11 protein-coding genes are annotated in these 15,428 nt (G+C 40.5%); 5 read left to right on the forward strand and 6 right to left on the reverse strand.

Features of this window, described 5'->3' with window-relative positions:
* Positions 1 to 12 precede the first annotated feature (12 nt).
* Entirely contained in the window at positions 13 to 4,494 is a 4,482-nt protein-coding gene (locus WKF66_RS17055) for a beta-L-arabinofuranosidase domain-containing protein (RefSeq protein WP_489675698.1), read from the forward strand.
* 799 nt (positions 4,495 to 5,293) lie between these two features.
* Here WKF66_RS17055 and arsB read toward each other — a convergent pair.
* Together arsB and WKF66_RS17065 are read right to left on the reverse strand one after the other, a co-directional pair.
* Entirely contained in the window at positions 5,294 to 6,370 is a 1,077-nt protein-coding gene (arsB, locus tag WKF66_RS17060; protein WP_489675699.1) for an ACR3 family arsenite efflux transporter, read from the reverse strand.
* Positions 6,371 to 6,375: 5 nt separating this feature from the next.
* Positions 6,376 to 6,795, reverse strand: coding sequence for an arsenate reductase ArsC (locus tag WKF66_RS17065; RefSeq protein ID WP_489675700.1), 420 nt, complete (start codon positions 6,793 to 6,795; stop codon positions 6,376 to 6,378).
* A 262-nt stretch (positions 6,796 to 7,057) separates the two neighbouring features.
* Between WKF66_RS17065 and WKF66_RS17070 the strand changes: the two genes are divergently transcribed.
* Positions 7,058 to 8,227: a PAS domain-containing sensor histidine kinase gene (locus tag WKF66_RS17070; protein WP_489675701.1), complete on the forward strand. Its 1,170-nt coding sequence runs from the start codon at positions 7,058 to 7,060 to the stop codon at positions 8,225 to 8,227.
* Between the two features lie 44 nt (positions 8,228 to 8,271).
* On the opposite strand, the gene WKF66_RS17075 is transcribed toward WKF66_RS17070, so the two are convergent.
* Positions 8,272 to 8,949, reverse strand: coding sequence for a DUF421 domain-containing protein (locus tag WKF66_RS17075; RefSeq protein ID WP_489675702.1), 678 nt, complete (start codon positions 8,947 to 8,949; stop codon positions 8,272 to 8,274).
* A gap of 142 nt (positions 8,950 to 9,091) precedes the next feature.
* Positions 9,092 to 9,415, reverse strand: coding sequence for an MGMT family protein (locus WKF66_RS17080; protein ID WP_489675703.1), 324 nt, complete (start codon positions 9,413 to 9,415; stop codon positions 9,092 to 9,094).
* A 173-nt stretch (positions 9,416 to 9,588) separates the two neighbouring features.
* On the opposite strand from WKF66_RS17080, the gene WKF66_RS17085 reads away from it, so the two are divergent.
* Genes WKF66_RS17085 through WKF66_RS17095 form a run of 3 tightly spaced genes read left to right on the forward strand, consistent with a single transcriptional unit; the run spans position 9,589 to position 12,237 of the window.
* A complete protein-coding gene (locus WKF66_RS17085) occupies positions 9,589 to 10,929 on the forward strand; it encodes a M56 family metallopeptidase (RefSeq protein WP_489675704.1) in 1,341 nt (446 codons plus the stop codon).
* Positions 10,892 to 11,530: an energy transducer TonB gene (locus WKF66_RS17090; protein ID WP_489675705.1), complete on the forward strand. Its 639-nt coding sequence runs from the start codon at positions 10,892 to 10,894 to the stop codon at positions 11,528 to 11,530. Before WKF66_RS17085 ends, WKF66_RS17090 begins: the two co-directional genes overlap by 38 nt.
* 23 nt (positions 11,531 to 11,553) lie before the next feature.
* On the forward strand, positions 11,554 to 12,237 hold the full coding sequence (locus WKF66_RS17095; RefSeq protein ID WP_489675706.1) for a DUF2711 family protein: 684 nt from the start codon (positions 11,554 to 11,556) through the stop codon (positions 12,235 to 12,237).
* A gap of 93 nt (positions 12,238 to 12,330) precedes the next feature.
* Here the strand turns inward: WKF66_RS17095 and WKF66_RS17100 are convergent, their stop codons facing one another.
* Together WKF66_RS17100 and WKF66_RS17105 are read right to left on the reverse strand one after the other, a co-directional pair.
* Positions 12,331 to 12,714: a response regulator gene (locus WKF66_RS17100; protein WP_489675707.1), complete on the reverse strand. Its 384-nt coding sequence runs from the start codon at positions 12,712 to 12,714 to the stop codon at positions 12,331 to 12,333.
* A gap of 13 nt (positions 12,715 to 12,727) precedes the next feature.
* Positions 12,728 to 15,331, reverse strand: coding sequence for a sensor histidine kinase (locus WKF66_RS17105; protein ID WP_489675708.1), 2,604 nt, complete (start codon positions 15,329 to 15,331; stop codon positions 12,728 to 12,730).
* Positions 15,332 to 15,428: the final 97 nt, after the last annotated feature.

Here is a 15,428-nt window from a genome sequence, read left to right on the forward strand (position 1 = left end):
AATCATTAGTACATGAAACTTCAAACTCTACTTTCAAGCCTTGGTTATCTGTTATTTAGCTTAAGTTTATCAGCGCAAACTAGTTTTCCAAAACAGCGTACGCAACTTACAAAAGCTTTCAAAGCCAATATTCATGATGCGTTCTGGTCTTCAAAACTTGAGACCTGGGCTACAACCACAGCGAACGATGTGCTTAACAAATTTGAGGGCAAACATTTGCCTGTTGCCGAACAAGTGCAAAACAACGTATTCAACAATTTTGATAAGGTAGCTGCTGGCAACTTGAAAGGCGGTCATGTTGGCCTTCCATGGTTTGATGGGTTGATCTATGAAAGTATCAGAGGCATAGGAGACTTAATTGGTCAATACCCGAATGCAGCAATAGAAGCTCGTCTGGACAACTATATAGCTAAAATTTATGCTGCTCAAAAGGCAGATCCTGAAGGGTATTTAAATACCTATACGCAGCTAACGGAACCAACGCATAGATGGGGTGACAATGGTGGAATGCTTCGTTATCAGCATGACGTTTATAATGCCGGCATGTTAATAGAGGCTGGAGTGCACTATTACAATGCAACTGGCAAGACTAAATTGCTAACTGTAGCAACCAAATATGCAAACTACATGGCAAACCTGATGGGCCCGTTCCCTAAGCGAAATATAATCCCCGCACACGCTGGACCGGAAGAAGCTATGATGAAATTATACTGGTTGTATAAACAGCATCCGGAAGTTAAAAGCCAGATCGAAGTGCCAGTGAACGAAAAAGCCTATTATGATCTGTGTAGGTTTTGGATTGAAAACCGGGGTAATAATGCTGGCTATCCTCTTTGGCAAACCTGGGGATCTGCGAAGTCAGAAAGTTGGATTAAGAGCCAAAAATATAAGGAGATCAACCCAGGTAATGGTACCCGGCCGGGTTGGGGCGACTATGCTCAGGATTCGATATCCGTGTTTAAGCAAAAGACTATTGAGGGTCACGCGGTCCGTGCCACTCTATTGGCAACTGGAATAGCCGCTGTTGCCTTAGAAAACCATTCTGATCAATATATCAAAACTGCCGACCAGTTGTGGAATAATATGGTTGGAAAGCGGATGTTCATTACCGGAGGAGTTGGAGCCATAGCAGATGATGAAAAGTTTGGACCTGATTATTTTTTACCTACAGACGCCTATCTGGAAACTTGCGCGGCGGTGGGTGCTGGATTTTTTAGTCAGCGAATGAATGAGTTGACAGGCAATGGGACGTATATGGATGAGTTCGAGCGTGTACTGTACAACAACGTACTTACCGGCATATCGTTAAAAGGTGACAACTACACTTATCAGAATCCTTTAAATTCACACGATCATTCCAGATGGGATTGGCACTCTTGTCCGTGTTGTCCCCCCATGTTTCTGAAAATGGTTGCAGAGCTTCCAAACTATATCTACGCTCTAGCAGGCAATCAGCTATTTGTGAATATGTTTATTGGAAGTGACACTAAAATTAAACTGCTGGACAAAACAGAAGTTTCCCTGACTCAGACAACAAATTACCCTTGGGGAGGTCATATGGAAATTAGAGTAGACCCCTCAAAGCAAAAGAATTTCAGCGTTAGTGTACGGATTCCGGGATGGGCAAGAGGTAAAGAAAATCCGTATGACTTATACACATCAGACCTTAAATCAGCTTATAAGATTCGTCTGAATGGTAAAATCCTTAATGTGAATTTTAAAGACGGCTATGCTACTATAAACCGGGTCTGGAAAAAGGGTGATCGCATTGTACTGGAATTACCGATGAAACCCAGATATGTAAAGGCGAATAAGCAAGTCCCACAATTGACAAATATGGTGACGCTGGCTTCCGGACCAATTGTTTATAGCCTTGAATCTGCTGACAACACGAATCTTGACGGTATTCAGCTCGACACGAATGCTGTTCTGCAATTGCAACACAACGATAGTTTGCTAGATGGAATTAACGTTATTACTGGCAAAACCGCGACAAACGATACATTTACAGCCATTCCATATTATGCTTTGGGTAATCGTCCTGTTAAGAGCCATAAAGTTTGGCTACCGTTAAAACCTGTTTCGAAGATAAGAGTGAAAGCAGATAAGGTGGAAAATAAGATCAGTCCGTTATTGTATGGATCCAACGTTGAAGATGTGAATCACGAGATATACGGTGGATTCTATGACCAGCGCGTGTTTGGTGAAAGCTTTGAAGAGCCTGCTACTGACGTAAACGCTAACGATTGGCGGAAATATGCTGGCTATTGGACTGCGAAAGAAGGGATTATAACGATCATCCCTGGTCGCAATACAGTTAGCATAGTGCAGATGAATGGAAATCACAATGTACCCGTTGAACCTGATCACAGTGCAAAACTGATATATGATAGAAGGGTGATTGTTGATGGAACTGTAGCCGCAGAATTACGGTTTCCGGCGGCTGGTGAAAGTGCTGGTTTATTGATTCGTGTAAACAATGAAGGCATTGGGGATGACAGCTTTGATGGTTATGAAATTAGTTTAAATAGCACTGGCAAGAAACTTTTATTAGGCAGACACCAACAGAACTTTAAAGCGTTAGCAGAGGCAGTGGTGAATGTAGATCCTAAGAAATGGAATAAACTGAAGGTAGCTTTTACTGGGGCAAAAATCTTGGTTTCATTAAATAGCAAGCTTATCCTATCTTATTCTGATGACCAGCAACCCTTGGCAGGTGGAAGAATTGGATTGAGAACATGGAAGTCCCATGTTGAATTTAAGAACATCACATTATCTACCAGTGAAGGTTCAGAAGCACTTCAGCTTTCAAACGATCCGGGTGAAGTAGTGAGCTACTATTGGGATGTGATTCGATCTTCTTCGGTGAAATCAGATTTTGTGATAGATGCCGTAGCGGCTTATAATGGAAAGGTTTCGCAGGTAATCAACTATGTTAGTGGCAAAGGGAAAGTGGGTCTCGCAAATAGAGGACTAAATCGTTGGGGAATTGCAGTCAGGAAAAATCAAAATTTCCAAGGCAGATTATATTTAAAGTCTTTGAAGTTTAAAGGTGCAGTGACTGTTGCATTAGAAAGCGCTGATGGTAGTAAAACCTATGCTTCCACTGTTTTGAGTAAGATACCAACCTCCTGGAAGAAGTATCCATTTAAGCTCACATCCAATAGTCTAGATAAAAATGCGAGACTTGCAATCTATATGGAATCTAAAGGCAAGCTTTGGATAGATCAGGTAGTATTATCTGGAAATGGAGAAGATCAATTTAAAGGAATGCCAATACGTGCAGACATTGGAAATATGCTGGTCGCACAGGGGCTGACCTTTTTACGTTATGCGGGCACCATGGTGAATTCGCCGGATTACAAATTCAAAAATATGATTGGAGACCCAGACTTAAGGCCGCCATATCGTGGACACTGGAACCACTATACCACCAATGGTTTTGGAATTGAAGAATTTTTGCAATTCTGTGAGGCAACGAGTATCACGCCGTGCTTTGCAGTGAATATTTACGAAACTCCGGATGACATGGCGGATATGGTGGAGTATTTCAATGGAGATCAAAGTACCAAATGGGGTGCGAAACGTGCGAAAAATGGACACCTCAAACCCTATGGCATCAAATACATTGAGATTGGAAATGAGGAAGTCATATTTAATGGAGATAAGAAGGCAGATTACCAGCATTACGTAGAACGCTTTAAGCTGCTTCATGAGGCCATGATAAAAAAGGACTCTTCCTTAAAATTCATTCAAGCCGCATGGTGGAGACCAGAATCGCCAAACATGGAATATGTTTTTAGAGCGCTCAACGGCAAGGCTGATTATTGGGATCTTCATGTTGGTGGAGATGACCCAAGGGCTGGCATCGAAACGGATAAGCAGTTAACTGGAATGATAAATAAGTTTAAAAGTTGGGATTCAAATACAAAAATGCAGATTGCAGTGTTTGAAGAAAACGGCAGTAAACATGGAATTCAACGTGCATTGGGCCATGCTACTAACTTAAATACCATCCGTAAACACAGCGAATATGTGCTGACTTCTAGTCCGGCGAACGCGCTTCAACCCTATCGGCAGAATGACAATGATTGGGATCAGGGACAGATTTTTTTCAGTCCGAATCAGGTATGGGGTATGCCACCATTTTACGCCCAAAAGATGCAGGCAGAAAATCATTTGCCACTAAGAGTGGAATCTGTGGTAGCAGGCGAGCTTAACGTTACAGCCACTCGTTCTGAAGATGCAAAGACATTGGTGTTGCATGTGGTAAACGTTGGGCCAGATATTGCCACTTCAATATTACTGGAAGGGTTTAAATCATCCGGACAAAATGTGCAGATTTATAGTATTTCCGGAGATCTGAATGCAAAAAACAGCCCTGAAAAACCTGATCAATATAAGACAGAAGGTAAGGTTGTAAAACTTGCCCTTCAAAACCCGAGTTATATCTTTCCAGCAAATTCTTACACTATTTTAAAGTTCAGGCAATAGCTAATTTGTTGATTTTTTTCAAGTGTATACACAGAGTAGTAACAAAATTTTTAGTGTAAACTTATTTCAGTATAGGACCTTTCGGACATTCCTGCAGAATTAATTAAAAACACCGGAATAATGTAATTATGAAAAAGGGCAAAGTTTATTAATACGTCAAGGAACGATTCTGTACGCTTCACAGCGAACAACCAAAATTCCCATGTTGATCAATCACGGTGCAAATGGAAGTGTTGAACCAGCGCTATCGATGATTCTGAAAAGAAAATGAAATTGTAAGTGAAGAAGAGAGGAACGTTTTGATGTCAGCAGAAGCTGATAAATTACAGATTTGCCTCAATCTGGTTTGTTTTGTTCTATGTTACAGGCTCATTTGTAAACTTGTTATGCTGTGTTTAACAACGATGTTATCAGCTTCTATTTAATGCGAAGGGCGTTGAAAATCTAATTAACAAAGCACATTTCGGACATTAGTATCTTGTAAATGCAAGGTACAAATATTTAATGTAAAAAACAAATTATTTACTATTAAAATAAAGTGTTTTTTATTAATTTAATTATTCTTGGAATTGTATTCGTTTAAAGCTCGAAATGAGTGATGACCCTCTGGCATCTTACTACCGATTAAATACCACAGTGAACAGCACAGATAGGGAACTCCTAGGGAACTCAGAGCACACTCATTGCGAAAAGGCATGCCTTTTCGCAATGAGTGTGCTCTGATATAGCTTTGAGTCCAGAATGAGTGCAGGCGCAGACATTAGGAATATGCCGATTACACAGCGCCTGAGTGGCAGGCTCAATCCCAGGCCTTTGAAGGATAATATTTCTTTCTGAAGTAAAAAGCAACGTTCACAAGGGCAATCAAGGCAGGAACCTCAACCAGTGGGCCGATAACTCCAGCAAAGGCCTGTCCTGAATTAATTCCAAATACCCCAATAGCAACTGCAATGGCCAGCTCAAAATTGTTCCCGGTTGCAGTAAAAGCGATAGAAGCGCTCTTGGAATAATCTGCGCCAAAATAACGTCCTGCAAAGAAGCTCATGACAAACATGATAGAAAAATAAATGACCAGTGGAATGGCAATTCTTACCACATCCAAAGGTATATCTACAATTAATTGTCCTTTCAAACTGAACATGATCACAATAGTGAAAAGTAAAGCAACAAGTGTGATTGGAGAAATCATAGGCACAAAGACATGGTTAAACCATTCTTTTCCCTTAAGACTGATCAGCGTGTATCTTGAAATAATTCCAAGCGCAAAAGGCAGCCCTAAATAAATCGCAACACTTTTAGCGATCTCCCCAATCGTAATATTGACTTCGAGGCCTTTTAATCCAAAGTAAGGAGGCAATACCGTAATAAATATATAGGCGAACACACTGTACAATAAGATTTGGAAAATGCTGTTCAATGCAATCAGGCCGGCTGCATATTCTCGGTTACCCTCAGCAAGTTCATTCCATACCACCACCATGGCAATACACCTTGCCAGACCGATCAGGATCAGTCCCACCATATATTCAGGATAGTCTTTTAAAAAAATGATAGCTAGGAAAAACATCAGTAGTGGTCCAACTACCCAATTGAGTATTAGCGAAATGCTCAGTACTTTTATGTCTTTAAATACTTCAGCCATCTTTTCATAACTCACCTTTGCAAGCGGCGGGTACATCATCAGGATCAGTCCGATAGCTAAAGGAATATTGGTAGTACCGCTAGAAAAGGAATTGATAAAACCGGAAGAGGAAGGAAAGAAATACCCAATACTTACTCCCAGCGCCATGGCAATGACTATCCATAGGGTTAAGAATCGGTCTAGGAAGCCAAGTTTTTTTCTTTCTGCCACAGGGGCACAATTATTTGCGCTCATTGCAACTATCTGGCTATTTGTTGACTGATAAAATGGGCAGAGTATACTTTGATCAGGTCCCTGACCCTTCTAAATTCGTCCATGATTTCTTCGGCCGTTCCTGTCGCTTTTGCAGGATCAGAAAAATTTTGATGAAAGCGCTCAACCTTGCCAGGAAAATACGGACAGGCCTCGTTTGCATTGTCACATACGGTGATCACTGCATCGAAGATAACAGATAAGTATTCATCCACATGGTTAGAGGTATGAGAGGAAATGTCAATGTCGTCTTCGGCCATAACCTGCACCGCTTTAGGATTAACGCCATGGGTTTCAATTCCTGCACTGTAGATATTTGCTTTACCTTCTGCATAATGACGCAGGTAACCTTCAGCAAGCTGACTTCTGCAGCTGTTCCCTGTACACAAGACTAATATGTTCTTCATTTCTTTAAATTACAGTTTAAGTTTTTTACTCTCCAATAGTACGGTATCCTGCCAAGATTATGCTTTAGCAGCCGTCGGCCGGTTGAGCCCGTGTAATTACAGCAACTACGATTTTAACATAATGCGGCATATATTGCAATATTACGATTTATTATCAGACCCTGCAAGTATCGAAATTCATTAGAGCACCTTTGGGTTAAAGGAAGTGGGTAATAGGATGGGCCAGATAGCAGCTTGGCTTAAACGTGTTAATTGTCACTTTATGTCAATTAATAAATATATCCAGGAATTAACGTTAAATTTAACCCTTATAGAATTGTTTAAAACATTTTCATTTTATTTAATGGATAGCAACACATCATCAATCTTTGGGAAAATGATTGAGCTCTCGGAGGAGATTGTCTTTATTTATAATATCGAAAAAAGATGCTTTGATCATGTTAATGAAGCATTTGCCGAGATAACTCAAATGGATAGCGCAGCGCTATTTGAAAACCCCCAGCTATTGTTTGATTTTGTCCATATTGAAGACCGGGAGTATATTCAAGAAAAGATTAACAGTTTGCTTCAAAACAAGAACCTAAGTGTTTTAACCTTTAGAATCATCCGCGCTGATCAGCAGCAGCGATGGATCAGGGTTAAATTTTATCCAATTATTGAAAATGATATTATCGTCTATATAACTGGTATTGGCGAGGATGATACAGTTAGAAGAGCGAGTTTGCTAAGCATGGAGAAAATAAATGCATGGAAAAATGCAAGCCTTGAGATCGTTTCTCATGATTTGCGGGGACCAATAGGCACTATGAAAATGCTGGCTTCTGTAATTAATAGAAAGTTACCGGATAACCCTGAAATTCATAAGCTTGCCTCTATGATAGAGGAAATTGCAAATAGAAACATAGAACTTATCAAGGTGCTTTTGAGCAAAGAGACCTTTGAATCTCACGAAGTGCAGATTAGAAAAGAACGTTTAGATGTAGTCTGGGAAATCAATCAGGCACTGGAAATGTATATTAAAGCACAAGATGATATTAAAAGAGTCATCACATTTACCTATTCTCATAAAAAGGTATTTGCTGAGTTAGATAGTTTAAAATTCCTGCAAATTGTAAACAATCTGGTTTCGAACGCCATAAAATTCACTGACGAAAATGGTCAGATCAAACTTCATGTGGAAAAATTAGAAGATGCGTTTTTGTTCACCGTTCAAGATAATGGCATTGGAATTCCTATACACCTTCAACCCCTGCTTTTCAAAAAATACACGGAAGCTGGACGTGACGGCCTTAAAGGTGAAGAGTCGGTAGGACTTGGAATGTGGATTATAAAGAGTATGGTAGAAGAGCACGGGGGGACTATCTGGTTTGAAACTAAAGAGCGTTTGGGTACTACATTCTATGTTAAAATCTCATTGGGTCTCGAGTCTTAGCTGTTAAAGTCGTAAGCGACCAGCTTACTTAAAGAAGCCAACCATTAAACTCGGATAGAATCCATCGCGAGTACCCATTCATCTTTGTTGCAACGGTTACAGGTATGCGTTCCACTATCAATCTTTTCAATATTCCCGCAGAAACCGCACGCATAGTTGCCGGCTGACTGAATATCCTTAATCTTCTTTTCGTATTCTTTTGGCCAGATGGGCAAGCCGGGCTTCATATCGTCTTCACTATAAAAAACAAAGCTCATTTGTCCGTTCGTTTCTAATATGGCTTGTCTAACCTGACCAACATGCTCAATATTTTCATGTCTCATCTCCGCAAAAAACTCATCCTTTGCTATCGTGTGTTTTCTCCCATCGTTTAGATTAAACATTCCATCCTCGATGATGTATACTGGATCACCCTCTAACAAGCTCTCAAATCGTTCACTTTTAACTGCAAGCCAGGTAATTGCCAGATAGAATAAGATAATCGCAAGCATGACGATCAAGGCCGGGACTATAGCGATATCTTTATTGAACATCGGATCACCCGCCGCTGATCCCAAAGAGATAATAATGGCTACTTCAAACAATGAAAGTTGTCTTACTCCCTTTTTTCCAGTTAATCTTAGGAACACAATCACGGTTACAAACATAACGACCGACCTAAAGAAAATTTCTACGGCAAACACCCAGTCCAGGTCTCCTAAAAACATATTATTGAAATCCATAAATTCAAATTAAGTCGTTGATTAACCTGCATTAGAATGCAAATTTCTAAGTAAAGCTTTTAGAGGAGTAAATAGTTTGTAACCTTCTTATATCGACAAAGTATTACAACACTGGCCTGACATAAGGCAAACTGATAAGTAGTTACAATTCTATTAAGGGATCCCAAAAGACAGTATTGAAATTTTTGATCTGGTTGTCAACAATAGTATGTCCTTCTGCCTCTAATAACTCCTGCATCGATAATTCATCTGCAAAGTGATGCTTGCCTGTAAGTAGTCCATTTCTATTGACAACTCTATGAGCGGGAACAATCGGTATCATTTCATGGGAATGATTCATCGCTGTTCCTACTAGTCTTGATGACTTACCAACACCAAGGGCTTTTGCGATTGCGCCATAACTAGTAACTCTACCATAGGGAATCAATCTCACTATTTCATAAACTTGTATGTAAAAGTCTTGCATGATCACTAAGTTACAATTCTGATCTGAAAACATGCAGGACGACGTAGGTGATCAAGTTATGGTAAAAGCTAGATGGATTAAATAAATATGAAAAAATTTATTAAGAAAACTAATTTATTAGTTATAGCTTTATACTAAGGATTTAGTTATATACCGAATCAAAACATATCGAAATGAGTTGGGCGCATTATATCATTCAAATCAACATTTATCTAGTAGTTTTTTACGGCTTCTACCGTTTGTTGCTAGATAAAGAAACTTATTTTACCCTTAACCGGTTGTACCTGATCGCCTCCGGGAATCTTTCGTTAGTACTGCCTTTTCTCAGATTCGACTGGTTTGCAAGTCAGCCCATCGCACAGCCCGTCTACACAGGTGTGGCGCAGCTTAACGAGTTTGTAACAGCGGTGACGATTGAACCTCAATCCCCTGAACAATTTAACTTGGCGATGCTATTGATGGTTATTTATTTCACCGGGGTAATGGTATTGACATGCAAATTTATCTATCAACTGTATAAAGTGCGACTGTTGATGAGAAGAAGCCTCACTGGTGAAGCATTTTCATTCCTAAGGAAGCAGTTTGTAGATGAGCAGCTACAGGGATCAAAAACAATCATTCGGCATGAGGAAACTCATACTAGACAGCTACATTCTGCCGATGTACTATTTTTCGAAGTCCTGGGCGTGTTGATCTGGTTTAATCCCATTTTATATTGTTATAAGTCGACTATAAAGAGGATTCATGAATATCTGGCAGATGATGATGCTGCACGGTTTCAGGGAGACAAAGATCAGTATGCTATCTTGCTGGTGAGTAACGCCTTAGGTGTTGCGCCTAATGATTTAACTAATGGATTTTTTAATCAAACCATACTTAAAAAAAGAATATTTATGTTGTACAAACAAAGATCAGGAAGAGTAGCCATTTTGAAGTATGGGCTTTTCGTACCACTGTTTTCCATTGCACTTGCAGCGTCGTCGGCAAGCATCCGTAACAACGAGCAAATTAAGCAATTCACTGAGGGAATTGAGTTAGAGAAACAAGTAGAAATAGTTGAGGTGCCATACATGCGGCAATCGTCCTACCAACAATCTCTGACGAAAAGAAAACAAAATTCGCAGACAGCAAGTCGGAAGCGAACAATCAGACTAAAGCCCAAGAATGGGAAATGTTCTACAATTTCGTTAAAAGATCGCCGCTACCCACCTTCTGCCAGGAACGCGAACGTCCAGGGAACAAGCGTAGTTAGATTTACGGTAACTAAAGGCGAAGTAGCGGATGCCGGCGTGGCTTCAAAATTAGGATATGGTTGCGATACCGAAGTCTTAAGAACATTATTAGCCTACGGTGACTTCGAATCTATCAGTGATGGTAAATATCTTTTGCCAGTTTCCTTCAAAATTGAAGGCTTACCAGATAGTAAAAGTAGTGCTTCAACTGCGAATAGGGCTGGATACATGATGTTGAACACGATTGCGGTCAGGTTTTCCTGCCAAAGGAATATCGGGTGAAACTGTACACTTAAGCGAAGTTAATGTCAAAGATGATGGCAACGGAAAAGTATACGACTTTGTATCATTGCAAAGCCAACCTACTTTTCCTGGGGGGATGGATAAGTTTTATCAATATGTGATCAATACAATTCAATATCCGCAGGAGGCCAAAGACAAAAAGGTAACAGGGAAAGTTTTTCTATCTTTTGTGGTTGAAACTGATGGTGAACTTTCAGATATTAAAATTGAAAGAAGTTTAGGAAATGGTACCGACGAAGAAGCCGTAAGAGTACTTAAAGCCAGCCCAAAATGGATTCCAGGAATACAAGACGGACAAAAAGTTAGAGTGAAGTATAACATTCCGATTAGTTTCTCACTTAGCAACCCTACTTCTAGCGACTTAAATGGATCAATTACGCCTTCTCCACTAATATTTATCGATGGAGTTAAGCAGAAACCGAGCAAAGAACAGGTTTCCGCGCCATTAACTTCCATGGTTAAAGGCGAGATCGCTAGCATGAAAATACTTGCAGATGAGGAAACCAAAAAATTGTATGGGACTGAAGGTCAATACGGCGTGATTATGATTACGACTAAAGAAAAAGCTAAAAAACCTTAGGGCATGGCGACGTAGAAGACGCAATGATATTAGAAACCCCTGTACAAGCAAACGAAGTCGAGGAACATAATTCCCCATCCATTCGCGAAGTATACGCTGATTATGAAGAGACTTTTGTAATTCTGCACCCATTCCTAAGCGTTAAGGAAGGACATAATATTCGGTTTGACACCTGGAAGCGGCCTACAAAAAATGATATCTTTCTTGGAACGGTGGCCATAAGTTGGTCAGAAGTTGTAAAGCAGGCGAATCTCAAAGACATAAGAGAGTTAGATAGATTGCTTTCTTATCTTCATGGTGCAAGATTCGATGCAGAAAGGGACGCTTGGTTAAAGCTTATAAGATATCTTGACAGTGCTAAGTTGTACGCAGCTCAGACTGATAATTATCCTGACGTCTTGATTAATCCAACACTCGAGGTGCTTAAATTCTTTGGCTACAATGATATCCTAATATATTCTGATATCATTGATGTCAAAACTTCCTATCCGTTATCGGAACTGATAGAAAGCGAAAATATGCCGCCCAGCTCAAACGCACGTATATTAACACCAGATTACAAGGTATTAGTAGCAACAGATTTTGACGCGCGTTTTAGTTACCTTTCATCTGATAAGGAAACATTAAAGTACATCATTGAAAAGGTAGATCTCGAAGGATTCTATTGTAATGCGACAACCAGATATGGTTGGTCTTACGAATCGTAAATTAATTAATAGGATTGACTGGAAAAGTCCAGAGAACAAGAGATGGTAAGTCCCTCTCTTGATCGAAACACATCATCGCTTTCATCATCTGCTTCAATTATAAACCAGCTTGCCCTCTGCAACATCTCTGACAGCTGCTAGCAGATCATCAAACTCTCCGTCCTTTAAAAGGAAGCCATGAACCCCGGCAGCTTTCGCCTTATCTTTATAGTTTTGTTTGCCGTGCATAGTGAGAATAATCGTTTTTATTTTCGGGTATTGTGCGGTAACGTGATTGGCCAGTTCCAATCCACTCATATTAGGCATATTCCAGTCTGCTACCACAATATCAATTGTTGGATCGGCTTGTAACTGTTTAATTGCAGTTGCTGCATCACTTGCCTCTGCTACAACTGTAATATCTTCTTCTCTCTTAAAAAATCTCGATAGGGCAACTCTAACAATATCATTATCCTCTACCAACATTAATCTGATCATATACTTAATTGTTTTAGTTCTTTAAAGCTTGTGGAATGACTACTTCAATATTCGTTCCTTTCTCCGGTATGGAATCAACGCGTACATTTCCATTGAGTAATTTAACTTTACTACGTATCGAAGCCAGCCCGATACCGGGCATACGTGTTCTCGTTGCCGCCATCCCCTGTCCATTATCGCTAACCTGGATACGAATCTCCTGTTCTCCTATATCTACATTTACCATGCATTCGGTTGCGTTTGCGTGCTTGACTACATTAGTCATGAGCTCCTGCGTCGTTCGGTAAATAGCTAGTTCCATGTATTTCTCCATATCCTGGAATAAACCACTGATGGTGCATTTAAATTGGGTAGCGTCTGACAGCTGTGTGCAAATATCAAGGATTGCACTTTTAAGACCAAACTGTTCCAGGGTGGTTGGCATGAGTTCATGCGAGATACGCCTTGTTTCTTTAATGACATCGGTAAGCAGTTTACTAATGTAAGTCTTATTTTCCTTAAAATCGGCTAACGAGACTTCTTGACTTAAGCCGCTCATATGGAGCATAATTCCATATAATATCTGGCCAATACCATTATGCAAGCTTTCAGAAATACGGTGGCGCTCCTCCTCCAATGTGCTGAGTGATACCCGGAATATTTCCAACTGTTGTTCCGCTTCCATTTTACGTATCTTTTCTTCGGCCGCATATACTGCCGAAATATCCACGTTCACCCCTAATACCCTTTCCGCATCACCAACGTCATTACGGACGACCGCTGCCTTTATGTGCAACAATTTAATTTCTCCAGATACGCTGATCTCCAATGTTTCTTCGAAATCTGAATGACCGTTTATGATAGATTCAACTAGTTTTCCAGCGGCCGCACGTCCGTTCTGAGTCGCGTACTCCAGATAGATTTCCGGCCGGACGTTCAGGCCTTTTTCAAGATCAAGTAACCGATACATGCCGTCTGACCAGGTAAAGCTCTGCTCTAGCAAACTAAAATCCCAGCTTCCTAATAAGGCAATGTCTTCGGATTGTTGGAGCAATACATAGTTCTTAAACCGTTCGTCTTCAGCACGTTTCCGCGAAGTAATGTCTATGTTAGTAGTGATCACCCCATCATTAAATTTGACGAACATGCAGGAGAACCAGTTGGTGAAGCCATCATGAGCATAGTAATATTCCATCTGTTGTGGCTGCCCTGTTTCAATGGTTTCTACTATCATGTTGAAGATGCCAACTTTTTTAATACCTGGAAACTCAGTCGCGTAAAGCTTGCCAGCTAAATCGCTACGGCCGGTTATTCTTTCCAGCTCCTTGTTTACGGATTTAATTTTGAAATTATAAATTTCACCTTCCGTACTCCTTGCGGCCTCTAAAACAGATATTTGAAGCAATGTGGTATCGAGTATGGATTGTAGCTGGTCCCGACTTTCCTTTACTTCTGTGGTACGCTCATCAACCTCCTTTTCCAACCGCTGCTCCCGCTGCTTGCGTTCCGTGATGTCTTCCAGAACGTTTGCTAACACATGATTCTCCCCACCTCCCACTCTGGACGTATGCGTCCGGTACCACCTTTTGCTCATATTGTCGTAATGCTCCTTACGTACTGGTTCACCGGTTTTAAGTACATGGTCGTACGTTTCCAACCAATGATTCTCAGAAGCCGAGAAGTCGCTGCTTACCTTTCCATCAACGGTTTTGAGGCCTGTTATTCTTTCGAAAGCCTGATTTGTCTCCATCCAATTCATGCTTATTGGTTTACCGTGGTCGTCATAGATCAGCTCGATCACGGAAAGGCCTTCGTCGATAGTATTAAAAAGCGTACGGTATTTATCTTCCGAGCGTTGCAGTATTTCGTCTTTGAGTCTATGGATCTCATTCTCCGCACTTTTGCGTTCTGTAATATCTTCTGTATTCATAATAAAACCATCACCAGATTTTACCAGAGTCTGATGGAACCACTGGTCTTGAAACTGTTCGTGGGAATAAAATTTTTCTTGAAATACAGGAATACCTGTCTCTGTTACTTGCACAAATTGATCATATAAACCGGATTCTATAACACCCGGATTCTCTGTCAGAACCTTTTTACCGATCACATCTCCATAATGCTGGATCCACAGATGATTGGTAAATATCCAGATAAAGTCGATAATTCTACCGGCTTTATCCCTTACCGCTTTAAAGGCCTGAATGTAATGCAGAGAGCCGTCCAGGATTGCCTGCAAACTTTCCCTGTGACTTCTTATTTCGTCCTCAGCCCTTATCTCTTGGGTGATATCTTTAGTAAAAGTAGCTACCCCGTCGCCCTGCTTTACCGAGGTTTGATGGAACCAGCCTACAAACTGTTCATGCGCATAATGCATTACTCTCTGGTTCGACTCACCACTTTCAACAACTTTCTTGAACGTATCAAAAATACCTTCTTCAAGCACGCCAGGATTTAAAGTCAACAAGCTTTTTCCAATGACGTCCCCAAATGATTTTTTGGCGGCCTTATTGTTTAGTATCCAGATAAAGTCTATAATGTTGCCGTGTTCATCACGTACTGCGGAAAACACTTGGATGATATCCGTAGAGTGGTCGATAAGGTCTCTCAGCAACTGTTCGCTATTGGTTGATTCCATATTCTAGTATCATGCACACTCGTGCAGTAAATTGTCGGTTTTTGCTTTGCATACTTAGGAAAAGGTCTAATAAATTGAAGATACATAAAACCACATA

This window comes from Pedobacter sp. (assembly GCF_037719805.1).
In the GTDB taxonomy this organism is placed as follows: Bacteria; Bacteroidota; Bacteroidia; order Sphingobacteriales; family Sphingobacteriaceae; genus Pedobacter.